The following is a 25,418-nucleotide window of genomic DNA, read 5'->3' as shown; positions in this document are numbered from 1 at the left end:
GAAACTACAAACTAAACATACGAATGAACCAATTGAAACTCATTACACCTCTGCTCCTCCTAACCGTCATGAACTACGCATGCAACTCCGGCGCTTCCGAAAAAGAAACGTCCGCCGATAGCACGGAAATCCACCTCATCACCCTGGACCCCGGCCACTTTCACGCAGCCCTCGTCCAGAAATCCATGTACCCCGGTATAGACTCCGTCGTACATGTCTACGCGCCCGATGGTCCCGAATTGCAGGAACAACTGCGCTTTATCAACCAGTACAACACCCGCGCCGATGCCCCCACACACTGGCATGAAGACATCTACAAAGGGCCCGACTTCCTGGAAAAGATGGTCGCCGATAAAAAAGGCAACGTAGTAGTCATGGCAGGCAACAATCAACGTAAAACAGAATACATCCAGCAGGCCGTATCAGCAGGTATGAACGTCCTGGCCGACAAGCCCATGGCGATCAGCACCGCCGGTTTCGATAAGCTGCAGCAAACCTTCGCCGATGCAAAGGAAAAGAAAGTATTGCTCTATGATATTATGACCGAACGCTCCGAGATCACCAACATCCTCCAGGGCGAGCTCTCACGCATAAACGAAGTGTTCGGCGAGCTGCAAAAAGGCAGTGAAAAAGATCCTGCTGTGGTAATGGAAAGCGTTCACCACTTCTATAAATTCGTATCCGGCAAAGCCCTCAAACGGCCCTCCTGGTTCTTTGATCCTAAACAACAGGGCGACGCTATCGTAGATGTAGGCACCCACCTGGTAGACCTCGTGCAATGGGAATGCTTCCCCGGTGTAGCACTGGATTATAAAACAGACATTCAGCTGCAATCCGCCCGCCGCTGGCCTACGCCAATAACACGGTTGCAGTTCAGCATCATCACCGGACTGGATAGTTTTCCTGCCTTCTTACAGGAGTATGCAAAAGATACCATGCTGAACGTGGCCGCCAATGGCGAAGCCGTTTATACGCTTAAAGGTGTGCATGTGAAAGTAACCGCCTTATGGCGCTACGCAGCACCCGAAGGGGGAGGGGATACCCACTATTCTTTATTCCGCGGTACTAAAAGCAACCTGGTCATCCGCCAGGGTAAAGAAGAAAAGTATGAACCTACCTTGTACGTAGAATCAGCCGCAGGCAATAATGATCCTGCTTTTGAAACGGCTTTGCAGGCAGCCCTGAAACAGCTGGAAGCAAAATATCCCGGGTTGGGAACAGAGAAGAGCGCTAAAGGTTGGAAAATCACCATTCCGGCTAAATATAAAAATGGGCATGAAGCGCATTTCGCCCAGGTGATGGAACGCTACCTGCAATACCTGAAAGATGGTAAGCTGCCTGACTGGGAAGTGCCAAATATGCTTGCTAAATACTACACTACCACGAAGGCATTGGAAATGTCAAAATAGCTGCAAGCCGCAAGCTACAAGCTGCAGGCTATTGTGCGAAGAGTGTTAAGTGCTTGCCATGTCATGATCATTCGCTTCAATAGCTTGTAGCTTGCAGCTGTTGGCTTGTAGCTTCTCATTTGATCAAGATGCCTAATCCAAGTTGTATCTGGTGAGTTTTCCAGGAATATCGGTTATCAATATCATTGATATCATTCAAGCCCATCACATAACGGCCGTAGAACCGTATCTGTGATACATGAACGGTCAATCCCGCCGCAGCGCCCAGGTCATTCTTCTTAATAGCTCTCCGGCCACTCTGCAGCAGCGTCTCATCATAAGACACCAGCAGGTTGTACTGTGGCCCCAGGTTAAGGCTGAGGAACTCATTTACGTTATACGTCAGCAACACAGGAATACTCAGGTAGCCCAGCTGGATCTTGCTGTTGTTGGCATCGCTGGCCCCGCTGTTTACATAATACTTTGTAAAATCCGCCCCGGCCTTGTTGTTGTACAAAGTGAACAGTACTTCCGGCTGTATCGCCCACTTCTTCGTGATGTTCAGCTCCCCGAAAGCGCCCGCATTAAAGGCTGGCTTAAAAGTACCCGCCAGGCCATCGCCATGCAGGGAGTTAAAGCTCAGGTCCGCCTTCAGGCCGAAGTGGAAGGATTGACTGTAAGCAGCTGTTGTCAGCAACAAAAAACCAGTAATGGTCAGTAGTAGTCTGTTGATCATAGATACGTCAATATGGAGATACAAATAAAGTATACCGCGAACGGATCTGCAGCAGCTAATAGATGATTGGGCTGTTTAAAACCATGATACCGGGAAATTTATGGATGATCAGGAAACGAAATGTGCCGTTTTTTGATTAATTTATTGTTATTTAATTCCACGGATATGAAACACCAGGTCGTAGCGGCCCTCATCGCCCTCCTTTCCCTGCAATGCGTTGAACATCATTCTCCCGCTGTCACACTGTCAACGGCGCAGCTCAAAGACAAGATCATGGGCGGCTGGGCTGGTCAGGCCATCGGCGTTACCTTCGGCGGTCCCTATGAATTCCGCTTCAATGGCACCTATATCCAGGATTACCAGCCGCTTAGCTGGTACGACGGCTACCTGAAAGAAACCATGCTGCAGCATCCCGGCCTTTACGATGATATCTATATGGACCTTACCTTCATCGGGGTCTTTGAACGCGCCGGTATTGATGCGCCTGTCGATTCATTCGCCCAGGCGTTTGCCCGTGCCAGTTATCCACTGTGGCACGCCAACCAGGCGGCCCGCTACAACATCCTGAACGGTATCAATGCGCCCGCCTCCGGCCATTGGGTCAACAACCCGCATGCGGATGATATTGACTACCAGATAGAATCAGATTTCGCGGGTTTGATGTGTCCCGGTATGCCCAACCAGGCTGCTGCTATCAGCGATAAGATCGGTCATATTATGAACTACGGCGACGGCTGGTACGGCGGCGTTTACGTTGGCGCCATGTATACCCTGGCCTTCACTTCTTCAGACATTGACTACGTGGTGACAGAGGCCCTGAAAACAATACCAGCCCGCAGTACTTTTCACCGTTGTATAGCAGATGTGATCCGCTGGCATAGCCAGTATCCTACAGACTGGCGTCTTACCTGGTTCGAGATCCAGAAAAAATGGTCCAGCGAAATCGGCTGTCCTGAAGGGGTTTTCGCAGCCTTAGACATTGATGCCAAGCTGAATGCCGCTTATATCGTGCTTGGCCTCTTATACGGCCGTGGCGATTTTACCCGTACGCTCGAGATTACTACCCGCGCCGGGCAGGATGCGGATTGCAATCCGTCTTCTGCCGCGGGGATCCTTGGCGCCCTGTTAGGGTATAAGAATATCCCTGCCCACTGGAAAATGGGCCTGAAAGAAGCCGAATCTATCAACTTCAAATACACCAACCTGTCGCTGGAAAAGGTATACGATATCAGCTATCGCCACGCTCTCGAAATGATCCGCCGTAACGGCGGTAAGGTCAAAAACAATACAATTACTATCCCCGTTCAATCTCCCCGTCCCGTAAAGCTGGAACAGTGCTTCGAAGGGCTGCACCCATTAGATAAAAAGAATTGTTACCAGGAAAACGTGAAAGACTTCTCCTTTGAATTTGAAGGTACTGCCTTCGCGCTCCGCGGCGAATCGCGCAAAAAGGATGCTGTGCTACCAGATACTGCCATCGCCCTCACCCTCTACGTTGACGACCAGCCAGGCGAAACCATTCAGCTGCCCACCAGCTTCCTCACCCGCCGCTATGAGCTCTGCTGGAAGTACCAGCTGGAAAACAAAAAGCACCGCATCCGCATCAGCGTCCAATCACCCTCAGACAACTACGAGATCCGCCTGTGGGATTACCTTACTTACACTACAAAATGACAAAATCATCCACTTCAATCACTGACAACTAACGACTGACAACTGACCACTTCTTTACGGATCCAGTGGATCAAAAGGATCCTCATGCAAGCTCTCCGCCACCGGCTCATACTCCACGCTATTGTCATCGAGGCGTTTCACATTTTTATAGGGATGATACCGCAGGTCTTTATCACATACTTTGTCAAAGAAGATACTGTTCACATAAGTGATATGGGCTTTGCTGCTTGTGCACAACACTTTCTTATCCATTGGGAACCCATTACGGAACAGGATGCGGTTGGCATTGCGGATGTTGGTAGTAGTATGCCTGGCATGCGGCTCCGCGATGATGGCCGTCTCCGGGATCCCGCAGCTGTCAACCAGGAACTTTTTCATTTCAATGGCCTCACTGTATTTCGTGCCAAAAGGATGTACATATCCACCGGATACTATGATGAAGGGAGCTTTTTTATCCCGGTAGATAGCAGCCCCGGTACGGCAGCGCTCTTTACACATTTCACTGATAGGCTGGTCATCAGAAGGGCCTGCGCCCAATACCAGGATGGCAGAGTAGGGGTAGTTGGCCCATTGGGTGCCCGGTATTTGCTGATAGGCAGCGTGGTTAAGGGCGCTCAGCGGCTCGTGCCTGGCGGCATGGTCTTTCTTGTTCAGCGCCAGCAAGTCCATTGCAAAATGGAACACCGGCGAGAAGAACAGTCCCGAAGGATCTTTATGTTCCAATTCTTCTGTCCAGCGCTTTCGCACCTCCCTGGTATAATCCGCGCTGTGCACATCATAGGCTGCTGAGTCTATTTTAGGATAACGCAAGCCCGTGTTCTTTGTATAAGCGGTCAAAACGTAGTTCAGTCCATAGGCCTCCTCTTTCCATCGCTGCGCCAGCAGCTTGTCTTCCGGCAAGGAAGCGTATCGCATAAAAACGCCGCTTGGCCGCAGATGGCGTTGCAGGGTTTCGCGAAATGCCGGCTGCTTATTATACATCTCCTGTAAAGTCTGGCTGATAGCGATGATCTGTTGATCGCTGAATACGAGCGATTCCGCAAAACAGGCCGCATCCGGGCATGATTTTGCAATTTTGGCGCCCCGTTCAGGGTACACCTGGTACTGTTGCAGCGCCTTGTTGCCCCGGATGGCTTTTTGTAAAGCGGGCTCCTGTTCAAACAATGTCAGCAAATAGAAATTTTTGTCTTGCACCAGGTTTCCGCTTTGTACAAACTGGTAAGCGGGATCAAAAGTAGGCTGGTTTTGAGCCTGCAATAAACCGGGGACAATCAGCCCGGCCAGGCAAAAGATAAAAACGAACAATCTGTGGATCATATACGCTAATATAGCAAAAGAGATAGCGCAAAATAATAAATGTTTTCCTTCCCGTCATTGCGAGGAGCAGTAGAGCAAAGAGGGGAGCGCGACGAAGCAATCTTTTAATAAAACCTCCGCGAAGATTAACTAAAAGATTGCTTCGTCGCGCCCCACGCACAGTGCTCTACTGCTCCTTGCAACGGCGGGGATGGAGACCGTTTACTTCTCCTCATCAAACCCTTACACCTTCGGCGGTATCAACTTATACACCACCGGCGTCACCACTCTCGACAACAAAGTAGAACTGATCAATCCACCTATCAGCACAATCGCCAGCGGCGCTATCAGCGGGTTACTCGATATCGCAATCGGTGTCAAACCCCCGATCGCCGTCAGTGATGTCAACACAATAGGTAGAAATCGTACTTCGCCTGCTTCCCTTATCGCTTCCTCCAGTGATTTGCCTTGCTCTCTCAGCTGGTTGGTAAAGTCCACCAGCAGGATCGTATTCTTGACCTCGATACCCGCCAGCGCGATCATCCCGATGATCGCCACAAAGGAAAGCGAATTACCCGTCAGCCACAGCCCCACAGCCGCACCTACAACACCGAGGGGAATAACCGATAACACGATCAGTGTGCTCTTAAAGGTCCGGAACTCCAGGATCAGCACCGCCACAAACAGGAAGATGGTAACGATCACAATGCTCATAAAGCCACCGAAAGAATTGTTCCTGGATTCCACTTCACCGCCCATCTCATAGCTATATCCCACAGGCAGGGCCATCTTATCCATTTTTCCGATCACATCATTGATCACGCGGTCTACCAGGAAACCTTTCTGCACAAAGGCTTTCACAGATACCACCCTTCTCTTTTCCTGGTGGTTGATATTCACCGGCGATGCTTCCAGTTTGAGATCGGCCACTTGTCCCAGGGGATAAGGCTTGCCTTGTGTATTGCTTACGTACAGGTTGCGGAAGGCATCCAGGGTAGGCCGTCCTTCCCGGCTGCGGGTCAGCAGGATGTCGTAATCATTGTCGTTATTATCGGTGTACTGCCCGATGTTCAATCCTGCTACGGCCAGGCGTACCGTACGGTCTATGTTTACGGATGGAATGCCCAGCAGCTGTGCTTTCTCCTGTTGGATGGCCACGCGTATATCACTCTTCAGCAGGCTTACAGGATTGTCTACATACATTGTACCGGGCGTGCGCTGCAGCATCGCTTCCACCTTGCTGGCCATGGCCCTGAGGGTGTCCAGGTCGTCGCCGAACAGGCGTACTTCCACGGGCGCTGCTACCGGTGGTCCCTGCTCAAAGTTCTTCACTTCCACTTTGGCGCCGGGGTAGGGCGTCCACTGCTTGCGCAACTTTTCTATCAACGCCAGTTTATCTTCAGGATTGGTATGCTCATCCAGCTGTACAAAGATCTCTGCAAAATCACTATGCTCGTTCTCCGGTATCACGTTGTAATAGATCCGCGGATTGCCCCTGCCTACGTTCGTGGCAAAGTATTTCACGGTAGGCTCTTTCTTTAATATCGCTTCTATATCGCGCGCTACGCTATTGGTGTATTGTAAATTGGATTGCGGTGGAGCGGTAATGTTGATGAGGAATTGCGGCTTCTCCGATGCGGGGAACAGGCTGAAGCCGATCACACCAAACAAATAGAGCGCGCCTGTAAAGATCACCACCGTCGCGATCAATGTAAGCGCCGGGCGCTGCAAGGCCTTGTCCAGCAGGCGGGAATAGCTCCCATGGATCAAACGTTTCAGCGCACGCATGAAGATATTGCCATCCGGATGACCGGTATGGCTTTTCAGCAGTTTGCTGGACATAAAAGGAATAATGGTCAGCGATACCAGCATAGAGGCCAGCACGCTGAGGATCACGGCCAGCGGCAGACTGCGGATAAAATCCCCTGAGCCTTCCGGCAGGAATACCAGCGGCATAAAGGCAATGATCAACGTTACCGTACAACCTACTACGGCCATGCCTATCTGTTTAGTGGCCTTCAGCGTGGCTTCCATCGCGCTGTGCCCTTCCAGGATCCAGCGTTCGATATTTTCTACCACCACAATGCTGTCATCCACCAGCAGGCCAAGCGCCACTACCAGTCCAACAATACTCAGCTGGTTCAGGTTGTAGCCCAGCAGCTGCAGCAGGATAACACCAATAGCAAGGGAGAGGGGGATAGAGATCATTACAATCAGTGAAGGCCGGAAGCCCAGTGGCAGCAGCGTAATAGCCACCAGCAGGATCGCGATGATGAAGTCCTTACCCAGGCTGCCTAAACGACGGTTCACATTATCTGCCTGGTCAAAATGCTGCACCAGGTCTATATTGGCAGGTAATGTCTTTTTGAACTTTTCGATCACCGGTTTATAAAGCTGCTGTGTTTTGCTGATATTTTCGCCTTCCTTCTGTGCGGCGGCCACAAAGATGCAGCGAAATCCGTTCAGGCGTGTCTGGTAGGATACGTCGTCGTAACCATAATAGACCTTCGCAATATCTTTCAGGAAAAGGTTCCTGCCATTGCTGCTGTATACAATGGTGTTCTTCACTTCCTCGAGGGTATGATAGTTACCGCTGGTCTTCACATTGAACACCCGGTTGCCAGCGTCCACGCTGCCGCCCGGTATGCTGATGGTTTCATTCTGCAGGCTGTTGATCACATTGCCCACAGGCAGGTTGATCTGGGCTAGCTTTTCGAGGTCCAGTTCCACGCGCACCTGTTGTTCAGGTAAACCGAAGATCTCTACGTTTTTCAGTGGTGTCAGCTTCTCCAGTTCATCCTGCAGCTTTTCAGCATAGTACTTCAGCTTGTCGCGCGGAGCATTCTCAGAGATCAGGGCTATCTGCATGATGTTCACATCAGACGGCTGCTGCTTTTGTATATCGATGCTGAGATTGTCCTGCGGCAGGTCTCGCCGTTTATTGTTCACCGTTCTTACAATCTCCTGGTATTTGTTGTCTACATCGCTGCTGTACTTGTACTCTACGCGCAGTACCGCCAGTCCGTCGCTGATGGTGCTGCGGATATGCTTGATATCCTCCAGCCCGTATATTTCTTTTTCCAGCGGATCTACCACCAGCTCTTCCATATCTTTCGGACTGGTGCCGGGATACACTACGATCACCGTGTAGGCGGGGGCATGCATCTCCGGGTCTTCGGAGCGGGGCATATTCATAATGGTAGTAAGGCCCAGCGCTATGATCATGATAAAGATCACCAGGGTAAACTGGTAGTTCTTTACGGCGTAATCAGATATTTTCATTTTGAAGAAAGTTGATTGGTTAAGCTATTAGCGTTTAGCTACTAGCTGTTAGCAAATCGTTTGTTGTCGGTTCGTCTATTGTTTCTTTGGCTAAAAGCTAACAGCTAATAGCCAACAGCTAGGGTTTCACCACGCGTATACTACTACTATCCGTCAGATACGCGCTTCCGGATATGATAAGATCTTTCACACCTTCCAGTCCTTTGCTGATGATCACTTTATCCTTTTCCATAGCAGCAACGCTTACCTTTACCTTCCTGGCAATCTTGCCGTCATTGGTAACAAATACATAGCCGGCGCCATCATCCCCATCCAGCAGGGCGTCATAAGGAATGCTCCAGGGGCCTGCCACGCTGCCACTGGTAATAGCCGCGCCTTTGGTATGCACATTCGCTTTACCAAACATTCCGAATGCGATCGCGCCGGGTTTTTCTCCCGCCAGGCGGATGTCTATCATGAACGAACCACTGACGGGATCTATACCTTCCGCCCTCCTGGATACCACTCCGCGGAAGGTCTTACCGGGCACTGATTCCACTTCCACATCGGCGCTGTCCTGCAGGTGAATGGCCGCCCATTCTTTGTTGCTTACGGCTACACGCAGCAGCCAGTTACCAGACAATGCACCGTTGGTTTGTATCACCGAAGTGCCTGATTTTACCTGTTGTCCTTCACTGGCCAGTTTACGCAGCACATACCCATTACGGGGTGCAGTGATCACAGAATGGCTGCGGTTGAATTGTGCCGTACGCAATTGCTGCTGGGCCATATCCAGCGCGGTCTTGGCATTCTGTAGCTGCTCGAGCGTAGATACGCTGTCTTTGTACAGGTTATTGGTACGCTGGTAATCACGCTGCGCTTTTTCATGCGCCAGCTGCGCCTGTTGAACCTGTGCATCTATTTCGGTAGGATCCAGTATCGCTACGGTTTGTCCCTGGCGGATCGCATCCCCTTCTTTCACCAGGATGCGTTGTATGATGCCGTCTGTTTTGAACGACAGAAATACTTCATCATCTGTAGTAAATTGTCCGGATACCGGGATGCTCAGCGCCTGCGATTCGGCGTTAAGCGCCTGCAGCTGTACCGGGATGGTCGTTTCGGTCGGAACTTCCGAAGCGGCGGAGTTGCTGCCGCATGCATTCAGCAGGGCAGCGCTGGCCGATAACAGCAGTAAAGCATGAATAGTCTTCATATAAAAGCTGATTAAATTATTGTTGGTTCGGTAATGGGTAAGTGGCTTGTGCCCGCTCTATCTCAGCCTCTGCGATCTGTACCTGTGCGTAAGCCTGTAATGCTTCCAGTCTGGCGTTGGTGAGCTGTTGCTGTGCATCCAGCAGCTCGAGGTATAACAGCTGACCTTCTTTGTATACTTTCACCTGGTCAGTATAATATTTTTCTGCCAGCTGCAATTGTGTCTGTGCGCTTTGATAATTGCTGCGTGCCGTTTGAAAATTATTCCGGGCAGTGGTCAGTTCCAGCCGCAGGTTCTGCGCCGTCTCATCATACATGGCCTGTGCGCTGGCAGCATCTGAAGAGGCCTGCCTGGCTTTGGCGCGGCGTTGCCCGCCGGTGAAAAGATCCCACTGCAGGTTAACGCCCCACAGGTAATAGCGTGAATTATGATTGAAGTTCCAGTTGTAGGCTTGAGACCCAAGATCGAGGAAAGTGTTCACCTTGGGGATGATACCGGACTGCTGTTGCTTCTGCTGCAGCAGCGCGATGCGTTTTGCTTTGTCCAGCTGTAATAGTTCCTCCCGGCCGCTAATATTCACCTGGTCAGGCCCGCCGCGTCCATCACTTACTACTAACGACTGATCACTAACAACTGCCAGCGCTGCGCTGTCGGTTGCAATGCTGTCTGTCAGCTCGCGGTTTAGCAGGAAATTAAAATAGCTCCTTGCATTCTGTTGATTGTTCCTGGCAGCAGTAATAGCGGCTAAAGTCCGCTGCTGTTCTGTCTTTGCACGGGTAAGCGCTGTGCTGTTGCGTACGCCGTTCTTCAGCAGGCTTGCATTAACGCGGATGTTCTCCTGCACCAGTTCCAGCGCATTCAGGTAAATATCCACTGATCTTGCCGCCTGGAAGTAACGGTAATAAGCGCTCTTGATCTCCTTCACCAGCTGGCGTTTATACGCATTCACCGCTGCCTGCTGCCGGGTGATATCCTCCTGCCTGATCTGCTTTGCATACCAGATCTCGCTATTGATAAGTGGGAGAGAGGTGCGCAACTTCGCGTCATAAAAATTATCAGGGTTCAGCTGAATAGACTGGTTGCTCACAGACTGGAACTTCTGGCTGCCCGTCAGATCATTCAGCGTTGCATATACAGGATTCATCAGGTCGCCGATCGGCACATCGATGGTACGGCCTCCGCTGGATTTCGTATAGCTACCCAGCAGGCTCACCTGCGGAAGGAACATGCCCCTGGCTTCATCCAGTGCATACATTGCCTTTTCCAGTTGAAAATTTCTTTGCTGCAAGGCCTGGTTGTGAGTAAAGGCCTCCCGTATATATCCCTCCAGTGCTCCGTTCTGCGCTACTGCCGGTGATGCAGCAGCGCTGATAATCAGCATTATTAATATAAATGCCAGTAACTTGATAACCTTTGTTGACATAATGAACACTGTTTAGTTAATGTGCTAAAAAAAAGCTTTTGTTACAAAGCCTTAAAAAAGTTGTCAGTTGTCAGTTGTCAGTTGACAGTTGTCAGTTGTCAGTTGTCAGTTATGCCGTTTTGATTTTATCCGCTTCAATCACTAATAACTGTCAACTATCAACTGACAACTAATTATCGTTTATACCTTGATCATACTCATGTAATTATCGATCGTCATATCCAGCACTGCCGGGATATCCGCCTCATTCAGGTTAGATACTTTCATCCGGCAGCGTACATTCAATGATACCAGGCCATGCACCATAGACCATACTGATAATGCCCCTACCATGATGTCTGTGAACTTGATCAGGCCTTTTGTCATACATTCTTCCAGGATATTTACCAGGAACTGGAAACAAGCCTCTCCATTTTCCCATTTAACGCCTTCTTCCTCTATCTTGTTCATGGGCGAGCGTATAATGAACATCAGGTCGTAAATATCCGGGTGCTCCATACCAAACGTCACATAGGCCTTTGAAATCTGCGCCAGTTTCTTAAACGGGTCCTTAGCAGTGGCTTTCTGCTGGAAGATCTCCAACAGCTGGGCAAAGCCCTGCGCCTGTACATCATATAACAGCTCGTCCTTATCCTTGTAATAGAGGTAAATAGTAGCCGGACTATATTCTATCTTTTCTGCAATGTTCCTGATCGAGGTCTTCTCATAGCCTGCTTCCACGAACATGCGCATGGCCGCGTCCATGATAAGACGCTTCATTTCCAGCTTTTCCCTTTCTTTCCTGTCTGCTATGCCCATGTTATTTTATTTACGATGCAAACTTACTGAACAGTGTTCAGTAAACCAAATTTTTCTTTTGACAATATTTTCTACTTTGCATCGTCTTCAAAAACCAAAGGCTTATACATATAAACATATCACTATGATACACACTATTTTAGGGGCAGGAGGGATTATCGCGAGGGAATTAACGAAAGAATTATTGGCCAACAACCAGAAGATTAGGCTGGTGAGCCGCCAGCCTAAAGCCATTGCTGTTAACACAGAGGCAAAAGCGGCAGACCTGACGGATTATGAACAGACAAAGGCCGCCGTCGCTGGTTCTTCGGTCGTGTATCTTTGTGCGGGCCTCACATACGACCGGAAAATATGGGCCGCTTCCTGGCCCAGGATCATGCAGCATGCTATAGACGCCTGCAAGGCGGCTAACGCCCGGCTCATCTTCTTTGATAATGTGTATATGTACGGCCTCGTAAAAGGCGCTATGACAGAAAGCACGCCTTATCATCCCATCAGTAAGAAAGGGGAGATCCGCGCGCGTATCGCCACACAGCTGATGGACGAAGCAAAGGCAGGTAATATCCAGGCCAGCATCGCCCGCGCCGCTGATTTCTATGGCCCTGGCGCCGATACCACCAGTGTCCTGAATCTCCTGGTTGTGCAAAAGCTGGTGAAAGGCCAGAAAGCAAACTGGCTGGGCCGCGATGATGTACCTCACAGTTACACCTATACGCCAGACGCCGGTAAAGCCATGTACCTCCTGGGCAGCGATCCTTCCAGTGATAACCAGGTATGGCACATGCCTACTTACAATCCAGCGCTCACTGGTAAGGAGTACATCAGCCTGATTGCCTCGCAGCTCGGTGTTAATCCATCCTATTCAAAGCTCAACGGCTTCATGGTAAAGCTGGCCGGTTTCTTTAATACCACCATCGGCGAGCTGCATGAAATGCTGTACCAGAATACAGCACCTTATATCTTCGATTCCACAAAGTTTGAGCAGCGCTTCAATTTCAAGCCCACTACCTACGAGAAAGGATTGGCTGATACGATTGCAGCATCCAGGTAAGTGGATCAGTTAATAAGTCGTTTTCCGGAATTCACTGGGCGTAAGCCCGGTGTTTTTCTTGAAGAAGAAATTGAAATTAGGTTGATCAGAGAAACCAATAGCAAGAACATCAGCGGAAAGCATGGAATAACACGATATAATACAACAAGCTAAAAGCAGAAAGCGGACCGTCATCACCGGTCCGCTTTCTGTTGTTGGTTATTTCTTGTCCACCATATTCTGCATTTGTTCGGGATACCTTGCTCCCTGGATATCGATCTTCGCAGCAGCAGTGTCTATTTGCTGAAGATCATCGGCAGAAAGCGCAATATCCACCCCGCCAATGTTTTCCTGTAAACGGGTCAGCTTGGTGGTGCCGGGTATTGGCACGATCCAGGGCTTTTGTGCCAGCAGCCAGGCCAGCGCGATCTGTGCAGATGTGGCCTGCTTTGCCTGGGCAATGTTTTTTATCAGGTCTACCAAAGCCTGGTTAGCCTTCCTGTTCTCCTCTGCAAAACGGGGCAGGGAGTTGCGGAAATCTGTTTTGTCGAATTGGGTATTTTGATCGATAGCGCCTGTCAGGAACCCTCTTCCCAAGGGGCTGAAGGGCACAAAGCCAATGCCCAGTTCTTCCAGCAGAGGAAGGATCTCCTGTTCGGGCTCGCGCCACCACAGGGAATATTCGCTTTGCAATGCGGCTACCGGCTGTATAGCATGCGCTTTACGGATGGTGGCGGCTCCTGCTTCTGAAAGTCCCCAATGCTTGATCTTTCCTTCCTTCATCAGATCCTGGATGGTACCGGCTACATCTTCAATCGGCACAGCCGGGTCTACACGGTGCTGGTAGTAGAGGTCGATATAATCCGTTTTGAGCCTTTTTAGAGCGGCTTCTGCCACGGCCCTGATATTTTCCGGTCTGCTGTCGGTTCCCTGGGCTGGTACGCCATTTTTGAAGCCAAATTTGGTAGCGATCACCACCTCTTTGCGGAAAGGCGCCAGCGCTTCGCCTAGCAGCTCTTCATTGGCCAGCGGGCCATAAGCTTCGGCTGTATCAAAAAAGGTGACGCCTGCTTCAAAGGCGGCACGTAACAATTTGATGCCTTCCTGCTTCTCAACACCGGGGCCGTATGCAAAGCTTAATCCCATACAACCCAGGCCAAGTGCAGATACTTCAAGGCCGCTGTTACCCAGTAATCTCTTTTTCATGTGAATTTATTTACGGTTAATACTGTTGATCATTCAAATATTCCGACGCAAAGGTCGCTGTGATCCGGGTGTCCTTCGGTATATCTATTACGGATTCACCTACCAAAATTACTGATTGGATCGCTAGCCTGCTCACGGCCCGCTTTTATGTGGTAATTTTGTTTTCAGAAACAGGCTATTATGGAAGAAATAATAAAACTGGACAGCGTTGCAAAGTATAATGCCATGCGTGGCGTATCAACACAACATCCACTGGTCTCCGTGCTGGACTTGTCTACGGCGCAGCCGATGCCCGTCGGCAAATTCAATTTCGGATTATACACCGTGTACCTGAAAGAGGTAAAATGTGGCGACCTGAAATACGGGCGCAACCTGTATGACTACCAGGAAGGTACGCTGGTGTTCATCGCACCCGGACAGGTATTGGGCGTTGAGCCCAAAGGAAAGGCGTTCAGCCCCAGGGGATGGTCATTGGTGTTCCACCCCGAGTTGATCCGCGGTACTTCCCTCGGAAAGCATATCCAGGATTATTCCTTTTTCTCTTATAAAGTAAATGAGGCCCTGCACCTTTCAGAAAAGGAGCGGCAGCTGGTGCTGGATTGCTTCGCGAAAATTCAATATGAATTAGACCATGCGATAGACAAGCACAGTAAAATGCTCATTGCATCCAATATTGAATTATTCCTCAACTACTGCATCCGGTTTTACGACCGGCAGTTTATCACGCGCGATAACGCCCATAAAGGCGTATTGGAGCGATTAGAAACCTTGTTGAATGATTACTTTTCCACCGATGAGCCGCTGACAGAAGGGCTGCCTGCAGTGGCATGGTGCGCCGCCAAGCTGAATCTCTCCTCCAATTATTTAGGTGACCTGGTGAAGAAAGAAACAGGCAAATCCGCGCAGGAATATATTCAATCCAAAGTGATCGACATTGCCAAAGACAAAATATTCGATGCCAGCAAGTCCGTCAGTGAAATAGCTTACGAGCTGGGCTTCAAATACCCGCAGCATTTCACCCGCCTGTTCAAACAAAAAGTAGGGCTTACTCCTAACGAGTATAGAACCTCTCAAACCTTTTAAAAAAGGAAAACCACCCAGGACTGGGCGGTTCAACAACTTTGCCTAGAATTTACACTACAATTTGTCGATGCAAGATTACGCCGCTTAGGGTTAAAAACACATTAATCAGATGTTAACAGAAAGGCGAATCTGATGTTAACGGAAAATCAGCGTTCCAAATTTTTTTTTTGCATTTCTCATTTCCACCCCTATCTTTGCACCCAGTTCTTTAGATCACTTATCAAGAAAGGCAGAGGGAATTGGCCCGATGAAGCCTTAGCAACCAGTCGCCACCACCATGGCGAACAAGGTGCTACATCCATCCCGGTACACAACCGGGGCAGATAAGTCAGTAATAGTTTGCTTTAAATTCTTACACCATAAAGAAAACTCACCTGACTACCAGGTGAGTTTTTTTGTTTTAAGGCAATCCTTATCCAGCTCACTCTCTTTTCTTGAAAAAAGTCATCAGTCGTAAGTCATCAGTCGTTAGTCGTTAGTCGTAAGTCATCAGTTGTAAGTAAATGCAGCGATTAAAATACCGCGCTAATTCCTGACGACTTACGACTAACGACTTACGACTAAGAACCTGTCTAATCAACATTTTCATCAAACTCAAAAACAAAAAAGAGATGAGCACAATCACACAACTGATCCATTCCATTCCTGTAGATGAGCTGACCGGCGCTATCGCAGTCCCCATCTACCAAACCTCCACCTTCGTACAGGAAGCGCCCGGCGTTAACAAAGGATTTGATTACGCACGTACCAACAATCCTACCCGCCAGGCCCTTGAAACCATCGTAGCCGGACTGGAAGGCGGCGAAACCGGTATCGCATTTTCCAGCGGCCTTGCAGCCATAGATGCTATCCTGAAACTGCTGCACACAGGCGATGAGATCGTAGCAGTAGATGATATCTACGGAGGCGCGTTCCGTTTATTCAGCAAAGTATATGAAAAGTTCGGGATCAAAGTCCACTACGTAGACACTTCCGACCTGCACGCCATCGTAAACGCCATCACGCCCGCCACCCGCCTGATATGGCTGGAAACGCCCACCAATCCTACACTCAAAATCTCCGATATCAGCGCCATCGCAGACATCGCCAAAGCGCATAATTGTAAGCTCTGTGTAGACAATACCTTCGCTTCTCCCGTGCTGCAGCAGCCGCTGTTATTAGGCGCCGACATTGTAGTGCACAGCGCCACCAAATACCTCGGCGGCCATAGTGATCTCATTGCCGGCGTCGTGGTTACCCGTACCCGCGAGCTGGGCGCCGAGATCAAATTCTATCAGAATGCCTGCGGCGCAGTGCTTTCTCCCTTCGATAGCTTCCTGCTCATCCGCGGCATTGAAACCGTTCACCTCCGGGTAAAACAGCATTGCGCGAATGCCCTGGCAGTAGCGCAATTCTTGGAACAGCATCCTGGGGTGGATAAGGTATTCTATCCAGGATTGCCCTCGCATCCCAACCATGACATCGCCCGTAAGCAGCAAAAAGGTTTTGGCGGCATCGTCTCCTTTACCCTGAAAAATGATACAGAAGAAGCAGCGCAGGCATTTGTCACCAGCACGGCCTATTTCAAGCTGGCAGAAAGCCTGGGTGGTATTAAAAGCCTCTTATGCCATCCTGCCTCCATGACCCATAAATCCATCCCCGACGAAAAACGCCGCTCCGCCGGTGTGGCAGATAGCCTCATCCGTTTATCTATCGGGCTGGAAGAACCGGAAGACCTGGTAGCCGACCTGGAACAGGCTTTTAAAAAAGCAGGGAAAAAACTAACTTCGGCAGTCGGTACTGGCGTCTATTGATGCTAAACCAGTACCCATCTCCATATGAACAGCTATCTTATGAACCTGTGCCGCTATCTGCCATTGCTTTTGCTTTGCTGCCCGGGCAGCGCATTCACCCAACAGCGCCCTGCTGAGCCGAAGCCCAAGCCCATGTTGCTCAAGAACATTACGCTGATAGACGGCACCGGTGCTGCTCCTAAAAAGAAAGTGAGCCTGTTGGTACAAGACGGTAATATCTCCAAAATACTGCCTGCTACCGCGGTACCACCGCCTGCCGTCCGAGTGGTAGATGGTACGGGCAAAACAGTAATGCCTACCCTGATCAACATGCACGGGCACCTGGGCCTGTTGAAAGGTAATAAGTCGGGCCCGGAGAACTATTCCCAGAGCAACATCATCAGCCAGCTGAAAAAATACCAGGCCTATGGCGTGAGCCAGGTGCTGAGCCTGGGTATGGACCGCGAGATCATTTTCCAGCTGCGCAATGCTTCTCATAAAGGCCTGATACCAGGCGCTACCTTTTATACCGCCGGTTACGGTATAGGTGCACAAGGCGGCGCGCCTCCCGCCACCCTGGCGGATAAGGTGCTGCGTCCCGGCACGGCGGATGAAGCCGTGAAAGCTATCCAGCAGCTGGCGTCCCTTAAAGTGGATTTCGTGAAGATCTGGGTAGACGATGGGGGAGGCACACAGCCCAAAGTACCCGTAGAAGTATACGAAGCAGCCATCGCCGAAGCGCATAAACAGCATTTGCGTGTAGCCGCCCACGTATACTTCCTGGAAGATGCCCGCCGCCTGGTGAACGCGGGTATAGATGTATTGGCGCACAGCATACGCGACCAGGAAATAGATAATGCGCTCATCAGCGCCATGAAAGCCAAAGGCACTTATTATATTCCAACCCTCTCGCTGGACGAATATAATTTCGTATATGCAGGTCAGCCCGAGTGGCTCAATGATCCCTTCTTTAAAGCCTCCCTGGAACCGGATGTGTGGGAAATGCTGATCAGCGCCGAGTATAAACAACAACAGCAAAATGATCCTGCCCGCGAAAAGAAAATGAAGGCATTCGCTACCGCCCAGCGCAATCTTCATAAACTGGACAGCGCTGGTATCAAAATCCTGCTGGGTACCGACTCCGGCGCTTTCCCCGTGCGTGCACAGGGCTTTTCAGAGCACCTGGAACTGCAGCTGATGGTGGAAGCAGGTCTTACGCCGCTGGAAGCCATTACCGCTGCTACCCGCACCGGTGCGCAGGTATTGGGTATAGACAGCGAGTACGGTACTTTACAGCCGGGAAAGGCTGCAGACTTCATCGTCCTGGGCGGCGATCCTACCGTAGATATCCGCAATACCCGGAAGATCCTGGAAGTGTGGAGAGGGGGTAAAAAGATGGACCGTACTTACTAACCATCCACTTATTTGGAATTTGGAACCTGGAATTTGGAATTTGGGATTTGGGCTTTGGAATTCGTAAACCGGGTAACCATCATCGCGCACACATTATCTCCCGTGGCATTCAGCACAGTGGCCAGGGGGTCTACCAGTGTGCCGATGATCATCGCCGGCGGCAAGGCCTCCTGCGGAAACCCATATACAGAGATCATCAGCAGCTCGCCAATATAAGCGCCATTGGGTACGCCGCCTTCCACCATGCTCACTATAACGGTAATGCCTAGTGCCAGCAGCACCGCATCAGCCGTGTTCAGCGACCTGCCGAACATGGTGAACACCACCGCTATTTTCACGATCGAGGAAATGCTGGAACCATCTTTGTGCAGCGTAGCGCCCAGCGGCACTACAATATTGCGGATATGCTGCGGCACGCCCATTTTGGCCGTGCCATCCAGATTTGCAGGAATAGTGGCAATGCTGCTGCAAGTGCCCAGCGCCGTCAGCGAAGGCACTACATTATAACGCCAGAAGGTTTTAATGCCGCGCAAACCACCGGCAACAAAAGCATACAAGGTAAAGCCCACAAAAAAGTAGAAGATCCCGAAACCATAATACACGGCCATAGAACGGCCATAGATTCCAAACAGCTGCGGCCCCAGCGTGCCCACCTGGTACGCAAAATAGGCGCCCAGGCCAATAGGCCCCGCCTTCATCACCAGGATCACCAGGCTTTTCATTACTTCATTCCCCGCATTCAGGAATCGGCGGAAAGGTTCTCCGGCCTCGCCTGCTTTTAATACCGCAAAGCCCATCAGTAGGGAGAAGATGATCAGCGGCAGCATGGCCTTACGCGATAACAGCTCAAAGAACTCGCCCGTGGTCAGCAGCTCCGTGATCTGCTCTCCCAGGGGAATCTGTTTCACCGTCTCCGTCAGCCTCGCCTGCGTGTCTATCTGTTGGTGTATCGGGAAGATCCAGATGGTCACGATCGTAAAGAAAGCAGATATTAGCACCGTAGCAAGAAACACGATCACCATGACAGACATGATCTTACCCAGCTTCTGCGATCTATCCACATTAGCAATAGCAGTGGCAATCGCAAAGAACACCAGGGGGATCACCGCCGTAAATAAGAGGTTCAGGAAAATATCACCGATCGGCTTCAGGATGGTCACACGAGGCCCCAATATCAATCCCAGTACGCTACCGGCAATAATACCGCATAATAACCAGATCATATTGCCGTAGTTCTTCAGGAAAGTGCCGTTCATGATATTAGTTTTGATAAAAATAAGAACTATTGTATTTTGATTGATGAAAATATGGCATTAATAACGGCCAACTGTTAACTGACAACTAATAACTCATAATAATGATTCCACAATCCGATCGCAGAAGCTTTTTAAAGAAAGCCGCCATGGGCAGTATGATGGCCCTGAGCATGCCCGAGATCGTATCCGCTGCCTTTGCAAAGGAACCCGCCGCCAAAGGCCCTAAATTAGGGCTGAAGAAAGACGCCGTAATATTGTTCCAGGGTGATTCCATCACCGATGCCGGCCGTAAACGGGAGGACTCCAAACCCAATGACGTTGGTTCGCTGGGCCGTGGCTATGCCTTCCTGGCTGCCGCTGATCTGCTTGAAAAGCACGCCGATAAAAATCTGCAGATCTATAACAAAGGCATCAGCGGCAATAAAGTATACCAGCTGGCCGAACGCTGGGATGCCGATTGTCTGGATATCAAACCCGATATACTGAGCATCCTCATAGGTGTAAATGATTTCTGGCATACGCTCACCAACGGTTACACCGGTACCGTTCAGAAATATCGCGACGACTTTAAAGCGCTGCTTACCCGCACCAAAGACAAGCTGCCCGATGTAAAGCTGATCATCGGCGAGCCCTTTGCCGTAACCGGTGTGAGAGCAGTGGATGATAAATGGTATCCCGCTTTTAATGACTACCGCGCAGCCGCCCGCGAGATCGCCATTGCCTTCAACGCGCAATTCATTCCTTACCAAACCATATTCGACAAAGCACAGAAAATGGCGCCCGGCGCCTACTGGACGGGTGACGGTGTGCATCCCAGCATAGCCGGTAATGCCTTGATGGCACACGCCTGGCTGGAAGCGCTTAAATAAATAGTCGTAAGTCGTTAGTCATTAGTCGTAAGTCGTTAGTCGTAAGTCATTAGTCCAGACGCCGAAGATTAAAATCCGCTCCAATTACTTACGACTTACGACTAACGACTTACGACTTTTTTCCTACCTTTGCCCTGGTGCGACGTACGATCAGCATATTACTCCTCTGCATCTATCTGTGCAATGCCACGGAATGTAACCAGCTGCTCAAAATTCCCATCTTCTTTGCCCACGTACAGGAACACATGGCCGAGCACCGTTACGCTTCCCTATGGGGTTTTATTACAGAGCACTATCTCATGGAGCAGCCACATGATGCCGATTACGAGCGCGACATGCAGCTGCCCTTCAAATCACACGAATACCTTACGTATACCAACCTGGTGCCTCCGCCGCCTACCCAGCCGCAATTGACCATTGCCGTGCAGCGCCAGGTAACCGTCATCTATCCCGCTTACATTAACAGGTTCCATCCGCTGATCTACCATCCCGATATCTTCCAGCCGCCCAAAGCTTAATGTGCTTTATATATACACGGATGACAGATGAAGGCTTGTTAGCTGCAGGCCGCGTCCGTCCTATTATTCTGTTTGCACATAAGAAGATCATGCTTAACTATATCATACGTTTTTCGATCCGTAATAAACTGGTCGTGGGCCTCTTTATGCTGGGCCTCATCAGCTACGGCATCTACGAGATCACCCGGCTGCCCATAGATGCAGTTCCGGACATTACAGAGAACCAGGTACAGGTGATCACCGTCAGCCCTTCATTAGGCGCACCCGATGTGGAACGGTTGATCTCCTTTCCGATAGAACAGGCCAACAGCAATATTCCCGGGCTAAAGAAAATGCGCAGCTTTTCCCGCTTCGGGCTGTCTGTGGTCACCATTGTATTTGATGATGATGTAGACATCTACTGGGTACGCCAGCAGGTGGCAGAACGCCTGCAGGAAGTACAGGCGCAGATCCCACCGGGGTTGGGTATGCCCAAACTGGCGCCTGTCACCACCGGGCTGGGGGAGATCTACCAGTACACCCTGAGGCCCGCAAAGGGTTATGAGGATAAGTATTCGCCTATGGAGTTGCGTACCATACAGGACTGGATCGTGCGCCGTCAGCTCCTGGGAGTGAAAGGAGTAGCAGAGGTAAGCAGTTTCGGCGGCCTCCTGAAACAGTATGAAATTGCCGTAACGCCCGAGAAATTAAGCGCCTATGGTCTCACCATCAGCGAGATCTTCAGCGCCCTGGAAAACAATAACCAGAACACCGGCGGCGCCTACATTGAAAAAGGTCCCATCGCCCTTTTCATCAGGAGTGAAGGCCTGGTAGGCAGCCCGGAAGACATTGGCAAGATCGTCATCAAACATACAGCCGGCGGCGCTCCCTTACTTGTTAGAGATGTGGCGGAAGTACGCCTGGGCCACGCCACCCGCTACGGCGCTATGACGTATAATGGTGAACGTGAGGTGGCGGGCGCCGTGGTCATGATGCTCAAAGGCGCCAACAGCAATGAAGTGATCCGTAATATCAAGAACAGGGTAGCACAGATCCAGCAAACACTGCCCGAAGGCGTAATCATAGATCCTTTCCTGGATCGTACCAAAATGGTGAAACACGCTATCGGCACCGTAGAGCGCAACCTGCTGGAAGGCGCGCTGATCGTGGTATTCGTACTGGTATTGTTCCTGGGCAATGTGCGCGCCGGCTTACTGGTAGCGTCCGTGATCCCGCTGTCTATGCTGGTGGCCGTGATCCTGATGAATATCTTCAAGGTGAGCGGTAACCTGATGAGCCTCGGCGCGCTCGACTTCGGCCTGATCGTAGACGGTACCCTGATTATTGTGGAAGGCTGTATGTATCGCCTGCATCATTCCTCCCAAACCCGCCTCACACAAAAGGAGATGGACGGCCTCGTAAAGGAAACTTCCGGCAGGATGCTGAATGCAGCGGTGTTTGGCGAGCTCATTATCCTCATCGTATACCTGCCTATCTTTGCGCTGGCGGGTATTGAAGGTAAAATGTTCAAACCCATGGCGCAGACAGTGGCCTTTGCGTTAATAGGCGCCTTCCTGCTTTCTGTTACCTATGTGCCGATGATGAGCGCCCTCTTCTTAAGCAAGAAAATCCCTCAGAAAGAAAGCTGGTCAGACAGGATGATGGACAAGCTGGCTAACCGCTACCAGCGCACCCTGGATAAAGTGCTGCGCTATCCGCGGATGGTGATCGGTTCTGCCATTGCGCTGCTGACCATCGCCGTCATGATCCTGTTCTCATTGGGTGGCGAATTTATCCCGCAACTGGAAGAAGGCGACTTTGCGGTAGAAACCCGCGTGCTCACGGGCAGCAGTCTGCAAGCCTCTGTAGACGCCGTGTCCCGGGGCAGTAAAGTGCTCCTGCAAAAGTTTCCCGAAGTGGAGAAGGTGGTCAGCAAAACAGGCAGCAGCGAGATCCCCACGGATCCCATGCCACTGGACGCGAGCGATATGATCGTGGTCCTCAAAGATAAAAGCGAATGGACCTCCGCCAGTTCCTTCAATGAGCTGGCAGAGAAAATGACTGAGGCCCTGGAAGAAGTGCCGGGCGTCACCTTCGGCTTCCAGTATCCGGTACAAATGCGCTTCAATGAACTCATGACAGGCGCCCGGCAGGATGTGGTATGTAAGATCTACGGCGACAACCTAGATACCCTGGCTAGCCTGGGAAACCGCCTGGGCGCCATTACCCGCGGCATCAAAGGCGTGCGCGATGTGTATATAGAACAGCTGACCGGTATGCCGCAGATCGTCATCCGTTATAACCGCGATGCGATCGCTCAATATGGATTGAACATCGCAGACATCAATAAAGTGGTGAACGCTGCTTTCGCGGGGCAAAGCGCCGGACTGGTATACGAAGGCGAACAGCGCTTTGATTTAGTAGTGCGCGTGAGCGGCACACAACGTAAAGATGTTGCCGATGTACAGCAATTGCTGATACCCACGCCCTCCGGTTCACAGATCCCGCTGTACCAGGTAGCGAATGTAGTCATAGAAGAAGGGCCTAACCAGATCCAACGGGAAGATGCCCGCCGCAGGATCATCGTGGGCTTTAACGTGCGCGGCCGCGATGTGCAGAGCATTGTAAAAGAAGTACAGCAGAGAATGCGGCAGCATATCCAATTGCCCGCTGGTTACAGCGTTTCCTATGGTGGTGCTTTCGAGAACCTGGAAGCAGCCAAGCAAAGGTTAGGCATAGCCGTTCCCCTGGCCCTGCTGCTCATCTTATTAATGCTGTATTTTGCCTTTCATTCTTTCAGGCAGGGACTGATCATTTATTCTGCCATTCCCTTGTCGGCCATCGGTGGCATACTGGCCCTGGCGGCGCGGGGAATGCCTTTCAGCATATCGGCGGGCGTTGGTTTTATTGCCTTGTTTGGCGTAGCCGTATTGAACGGTATTGTGCTCATAGCAGAATTTAACCGCCTCAAAGCAGGAGGCCTCACAGATCTTAAGCAGGTGGTGCTGCAAGGCACGAAGCTGCGCTTAAGACCGGTGTTAATGACCGCTTCCGTAGCCTCCCTGGGCTTCCTGCCAATGGCTTTAAGCCGTGGGGCAGGAGCGGAGGTGCAGCGCCCCCTGGCTACCGTAGTGATAGGCGGTTTGCTGGTGGCCACTTTCCTCACCCTTTTTGTATTGCCCGTATTGTATATGCTCTTCGAAAAAAGCGTACATACACGTACGCCAAAGGCCGCAGTAAGTGCTGTATTGATACCGCTGCTGTTCCTGTTGGCGCCGTCTGCCCATGCGCAAACACCTGTTTCCCTGCAGGCAGCCATCGATACTGCCCTGCAGCATAATCTTTCGCTGCGCAATGATAAACTGTATGCAGATTACCTTCAAAAGCTGAAAGGCAGCGGCTGGGATCTGAATCAAACAATAGTCACCGGCGACTATGGACAGATCAACAGCGCCTATAACGATACAAAGTTCAGCATCTCGCAAAGCATGAAGTTCCCTACCATCTATACCCGGCAGAAAGCCCTGCTGGCGGCAGAATGGAAGCATGGCCTGCTCAGCGTGGCCTTAAAGGAAAAGGAGCTGAAGAAGGAAGTAACAGCTGTTTACTATGAGATGCTGTACCTGCAGCAGAAGCAACAGCTGCTGCATTATACAGATAGCCTCTACGCTGCCTTCCTCGATAAAGCTACCCTTCGTTTTGAACAGGGAGAAAGCAATATCGTAGAGAAAGCAACAGCTACCACTCAACGCGGACAGGTAAACCAACAGCTGAAGCAACTGGAACAGGACTACAGCATTCTGCAATCAAAACTTAAGCTGCTGCTGAACACCACCACCGATGTAGTGCCCGACGATCACACAGCATTGAAGATACCAGCGCCCGCCATCGCCGATACCAGCGCCCTGGCCCAACATCCTTATCTGCAGCTCCTGGCGCAACAACAACAGATCAGCGCTATGCAATACGGCGTAGAAAAAGCAAAGCTGCTGCCGGATCTTATTGTTGCCTACAACAACCAGAGCTTTAAAGGCACCGGTGCAGATGATAAATATTACTCAGCAGGCACGCGTTTTCAGTCTGTGCAACTAGGCGTGGGGATCCCTATCTTTTTCCATGCACAAAAAGCCCGCATCAGCGCACAGAAGGTCAACCAAACGCTGGCGCAGAACAATTACGAGGCCGGTGTACAACAGGTACAGGCTCAATATGACCAGGCTTTAAAACAGTACTACAAAACACAGCAGGCGGTTCGCTATTATGAAGACACCGCCCTGCAGAACGCGGAAACCGTCATCAACGGCGCTAATGAACAATTCATTAACGGCCAGATCAATTACCTGGAATGGGTGCTGCTCATGAACCAGGCCGTAGGCATCCGTAACGAATACATAGACGCGCTCAGGAACCTGAACAGCGCTACCATTGACATCAATGCTTTAATGAACAGATAAACAAAGTTTGAAGTTTGACGTCTGAGGTTTGAAGTTCGTTGGAAGTGGG

General features: G+C 50.6%; 17 protein-coding genes and 1 riboswitch. Of the genes, 9 read left to right on the top strand and 8 right to left on the bottom strand.

All coding sequences use genetic code 11. The features are described 5' to 3' along the window. Window positions 1-23: 23 nt before the first annotated feature. Window positions 24-1,409, top strand: a complete 1,386-nt coding sequence (locus ACR9Y8_RS05805) for a putative oxidoreductase C-terminal domain-containing protein (RefSeq protein WP_481212295.1) — start codon at window positions 24-26, stop codon at window positions 1,407-1,409. Window positions 1,410-1,524: 115 nt separating this feature from the next. Here ACR9Y8_RS05805 and ACR9Y8_RS05800 read toward each other — a convergent pair whose 3' ends face one another. Then, window positions 1,525-2,124 carry a porin family protein gene (locus ACR9Y8_RS05800; protein ID WP_481212294.1) on the bottom strand — a complete coding sequence of 200 codons (600 nt, stop codon included), beginning with the start codon at window positions 2,122-2,124 and terminating at the stop codon, window positions 1,525-1,527. A 165-nt stretch (window positions 2,125-2,289) separates the two neighbouring features. On the opposite strand from ACR9Y8_RS05800, the gene ACR9Y8_RS05795 reads away from it, so the two are divergent. Next, on the top strand, window positions 2,290-3,798 hold the full coding sequence (locus ACR9Y8_RS05795) for an ADP-ribosylglycohydrolase family protein (RefSeq protein ID WP_481212293.1): 1,509 nt from the start codon (window positions 2,290-2,292) through the stop codon (window positions 3,796-3,798). A 54-nt stretch (window positions 3,799-3,852) separates the two neighbouring features. Here ACR9Y8_RS05795 and ACR9Y8_RS05790 read toward each other — a convergent pair whose 3' ends face one another. The 5 genes from ACR9Y8_RS05790 to ACR9Y8_RS05770 form a co-directional block, all read right to left on the bottom strand. Further along, window positions 3,853-5,115 carry a YdcF family protein gene (locus ACR9Y8_RS05790; protein ID WP_481212292.1) on the bottom strand — a complete coding sequence of 421 codons (1,263 nt, stop codon included), beginning with the start codon at window positions 5,113-5,115 and terminating at the stop codon, window positions 3,853-3,855. 222 nt (window positions 5,116-5,337) lie between these two features. After that, entirely contained in the window at window positions 5,338-8,376 is a 3,039-nt protein-coding gene (locus tag ACR9Y8_RS05785; RefSeq protein ID WP_481212291.1) for an efflux RND transporter permease subunit, read from the bottom strand. Between the two features lie 118 nt (window positions 8,377-8,494). Beyond that, a complete protein-coding gene (locus tag ACR9Y8_RS05780; RefSeq protein ID WP_481212290.1) occupies window positions 8,495-9,568 on the bottom strand; it encodes an efflux RND transporter periplasmic adaptor subunit in 1,074 nt (357 codons plus the stop codon). A 16-nt stretch (window positions 9,569-9,584) separates the two neighbouring features. Beyond that, a complete protein-coding gene (locus ACR9Y8_RS05775) occupies window positions 9,585-10,991 on the bottom strand; it encodes a TolC family protein (protein ID WP_481212289.1) in 1,407 nt (468 codons plus the stop codon). A 180-nt stretch (window positions 10,992-11,171) separates the two neighbouring features. Beyond that, a complete protein-coding gene (locus ACR9Y8_RS05770; RefSeq protein WP_481212288.1) occupies window positions 11,172-11,789 on the bottom strand; it encodes a TetR/AcrR family transcriptional regulator in 618 nt (205 codons plus the stop codon). Between the two features lie 124 nt (window positions 11,790-11,913). Here ACR9Y8_RS05770 and ACR9Y8_RS05765 point away from each other — a divergent pair, with 124 nt between their 5' ends. Continuing rightward, window positions 11,914-12,840 (top strand): NAD-dependent epimerase/dehydratase family protein, encoded by a 927-nt coding sequence (locus ACR9Y8_RS05765; RefSeq protein WP_481212287.1) that lies wholly within the window; start codon window positions 11,914-11,916, stop codon window positions 12,838-12,840. Between the two features lie 198 nt (window positions 12,841-13,038). Here ACR9Y8_RS05765 and ACR9Y8_RS05760 read toward each other — a convergent pair whose 3' ends face one another. Beyond that, on the bottom strand, window positions 13,039-14,025 hold the full coding sequence (locus ACR9Y8_RS05760) for an aldo/keto reductase (protein ID WP_481212286.1): 987 nt from the start codon (window positions 14,023-14,025) through the stop codon (window positions 13,039-13,041). Between the two features lie 180 nt (window positions 14,026-14,205). On the opposite strand from ACR9Y8_RS05760, the gene ACR9Y8_RS05755 reads away from it, so the two are divergent. The 3 genes from ACR9Y8_RS05755 to ACR9Y8_RS05745 all read left to right on the top strand — a co-directional run bounded on the left by ACR9Y8_RS05755 (window position 14,206) and on the right by ACR9Y8_RS05745 (window position 18,293). Continuing rightward, window positions 14,206-15,108 (top strand): helix-turn-helix domain-containing protein, encoded by a 903-nt coding sequence (locus tag ACR9Y8_RS05755; protein WP_481212285.1) that lies wholly within the window; start codon window positions 14,206-14,208, stop codon window positions 15,106-15,108. A 214-nt stretch (window positions 15,109-15,322) separates the two neighbouring features. After that, window positions 15,323-15,438: riboswitch (SAM riboswitch) on the top strand. 281 nt (window positions 15,439-15,719) lie between these two features. Then, on the top strand, window positions 15,720-16,901 hold the full coding sequence (locus ACR9Y8_RS05750) for a trans-sulfuration enzyme family protein (protein WP_481212284.1): 1,182 nt from the start codon (window positions 15,720-15,722) through the stop codon (window positions 16,899-16,901). 24 nt (window positions 16,902-16,925) lie between these two features. Next, window positions 16,926-18,293, top strand: a complete 1,368-nt coding sequence (locus tag ACR9Y8_RS05745; protein WP_481212283.1) for an amidohydrolase family protein — start codon at window positions 16,926-16,928, stop codon at window positions 18,291-18,293. An 8-nt stretch (window positions 18,294-18,301) separates the two neighbouring features. On the opposite strand, the gene ACR9Y8_RS05740 is transcribed toward ACR9Y8_RS05745, so the two are convergent. Next, entirely contained in the window at window positions 18,302-19,549 is a 1,248-nt protein-coding gene (locus ACR9Y8_RS05740) for a dicarboxylate/amino acid:cation symporter (protein ID WP_481212282.1), read from the bottom strand. Between the two features lie 101 nt (window positions 19,550-19,650). Between ACR9Y8_RS05740 and ACR9Y8_RS05735 the strand changes: the two genes are divergently transcribed. The 3 genes from ACR9Y8_RS05735 to ACR9Y8_RS05725 all read left to right on the top strand — a co-directional run bounded on the left by ACR9Y8_RS05735 (window position 19,651) and on the right by ACR9Y8_RS05725 (window position 25,369). Then, window positions 19,651-20,418, top strand: a complete 768-nt coding sequence (locus tag ACR9Y8_RS05735; RefSeq protein WP_481212281.1) for an SGNH/GDSL hydrolase family protein — start codon at window positions 19,651-19,653, stop codon at window positions 20,416-20,418. A 137-nt stretch (window positions 20,419-20,555) separates the two neighbouring features. Further along, the gene (locus ACR9Y8_RS05730; RefSeq protein WP_481212280.1) at window positions 20,556-20,936 is read left to right on the top strand and encodes a hypothetical protein; all 381 of its coding nucleotides are present in this window, start codon (window positions 20,556-20,558) and stop codon (window positions 20,934-20,936) included. 20 nt (window positions 20,937-20,956) lie between these two features. Further along, window positions 20,957-25,369 carry a CusA/CzcA family heavy metal efflux RND transporter gene (locus tag ACR9Y8_RS05725; protein WP_481212279.1) on the top strand — a complete coding sequence of 1,471 codons (4,413 nt, stop codon included), beginning with the start codon at window positions 20,957-20,959 and terminating at the stop codon, window positions 25,367-25,369. Window positions 25,370-25,418: the final 49 nt, after the last annotated feature.

The sequence above is a fragment of the Chitinophaga sp. SVR4-12A genome (genome assembly GCF_056754765.1).
This window is presented reverse-complemented; position numbering and strand designations above follow the sequence as displayed.

Coding starts and splice junctions, on each gene's coding strand:
- ACR9Y8_RS05805 (WP_481212295.1), top strand. CDS start 24: ATGAACCAATTGAAACTCATTACACCTCTGCTCCTCCTAACCGTCATG.
- ACR9Y8_RS05800 (WP_481212294.1), bottom strand. CDS start 2,124: ATGATCAACAGACTACTACTGACCATTACTGGTTTTTTGTTGCTGACA.
- ACR9Y8_RS05795 (WP_481212293.1), top strand. CDS start 2,290: ATGAAACACCAGGTCGTAGCGGCCCTCATCGCCCTCCTTTCCCTGCAA.
- ACR9Y8_RS05790 (WP_481212292.1), bottom strand. CDS start 5,115: ATGATCCACAGATTGTTCGTTTTTATCTTTTGCCTGGCCGGGCTGATT.
- ACR9Y8_RS05785 (WP_481212291.1), bottom strand. CDS start 8,376: ATGAAAATATCTGATTACGCCGTAAAGAACTACCAGTTTACCCTGGTG.
- ACR9Y8_RS05780 (WP_481212290.1), bottom strand. CDS start 9,568: ATGAAGACTATTCATGCTTTACTGCTGTTATCGGCCAGCGCTGCCCTG.
- ACR9Y8_RS05775 (WP_481212289.1), bottom strand. CDS start 10,991: ATGTCAACAAAGGTTATCAAGTTACTGGCATTTATATTAATAATGCTG.
- ACR9Y8_RS05770 (WP_481212288.1), bottom strand. CDS start 11,789: ATGGGCATAGCAGACAGGAAAGAAAGGGAAAAGCTGGAAATGAAGCGT.
- ACR9Y8_RS05765 (WP_481212287.1), top strand. CDS start 11,914: ATGATACACACTATTTTAGGGGCAGGAGGGATTATCGCGAGGGAATTA.
- ACR9Y8_RS05760 (WP_481212286.1), bottom strand. CDS start 14,025: ATGAAAAAGAGATTACTGGGTAACAGCGGCCTTGAAGTATCTGCACTT.
- ACR9Y8_RS05755 (WP_481212285.1), top strand. CDS start 14,206: ATGGAAGAAATAATAAAACTGGACAGCGTTGCAAAGTATAATGCCATG.
- ACR9Y8_RS05750 (WP_481212284.1), top strand. CDS start 15,720: ATGAGCACAATCACACAACTGATCCATTCCATTCCTGTAGATGAGCTG.
- ACR9Y8_RS05745 (WP_481212283.1), top strand. CDS start 16,926: ATGAACAGCTATCTTATGAACCTGTGCCGCTATCTGCCATTGCTTTTG.
- ACR9Y8_RS05740 (WP_481212282.1), bottom strand. CDS start 19,549: ATGAACGGCACTTTCCTGAAGAACTACGGCAATATGATCTGGTTATTA.
- ACR9Y8_RS05735 (WP_481212281.1), top strand. CDS start 19,651: ATGATTCCACAATCCGATCGCAGAAGCTTTTTAAAGAAAGCCGCCATG.
- ACR9Y8_RS05725 (WP_481212279.1), top strand. CDS start 20,957: ATGACAGATGAAGGCTTGTTAGCTGCAGGCCGCGTCCGTCCTATTATT.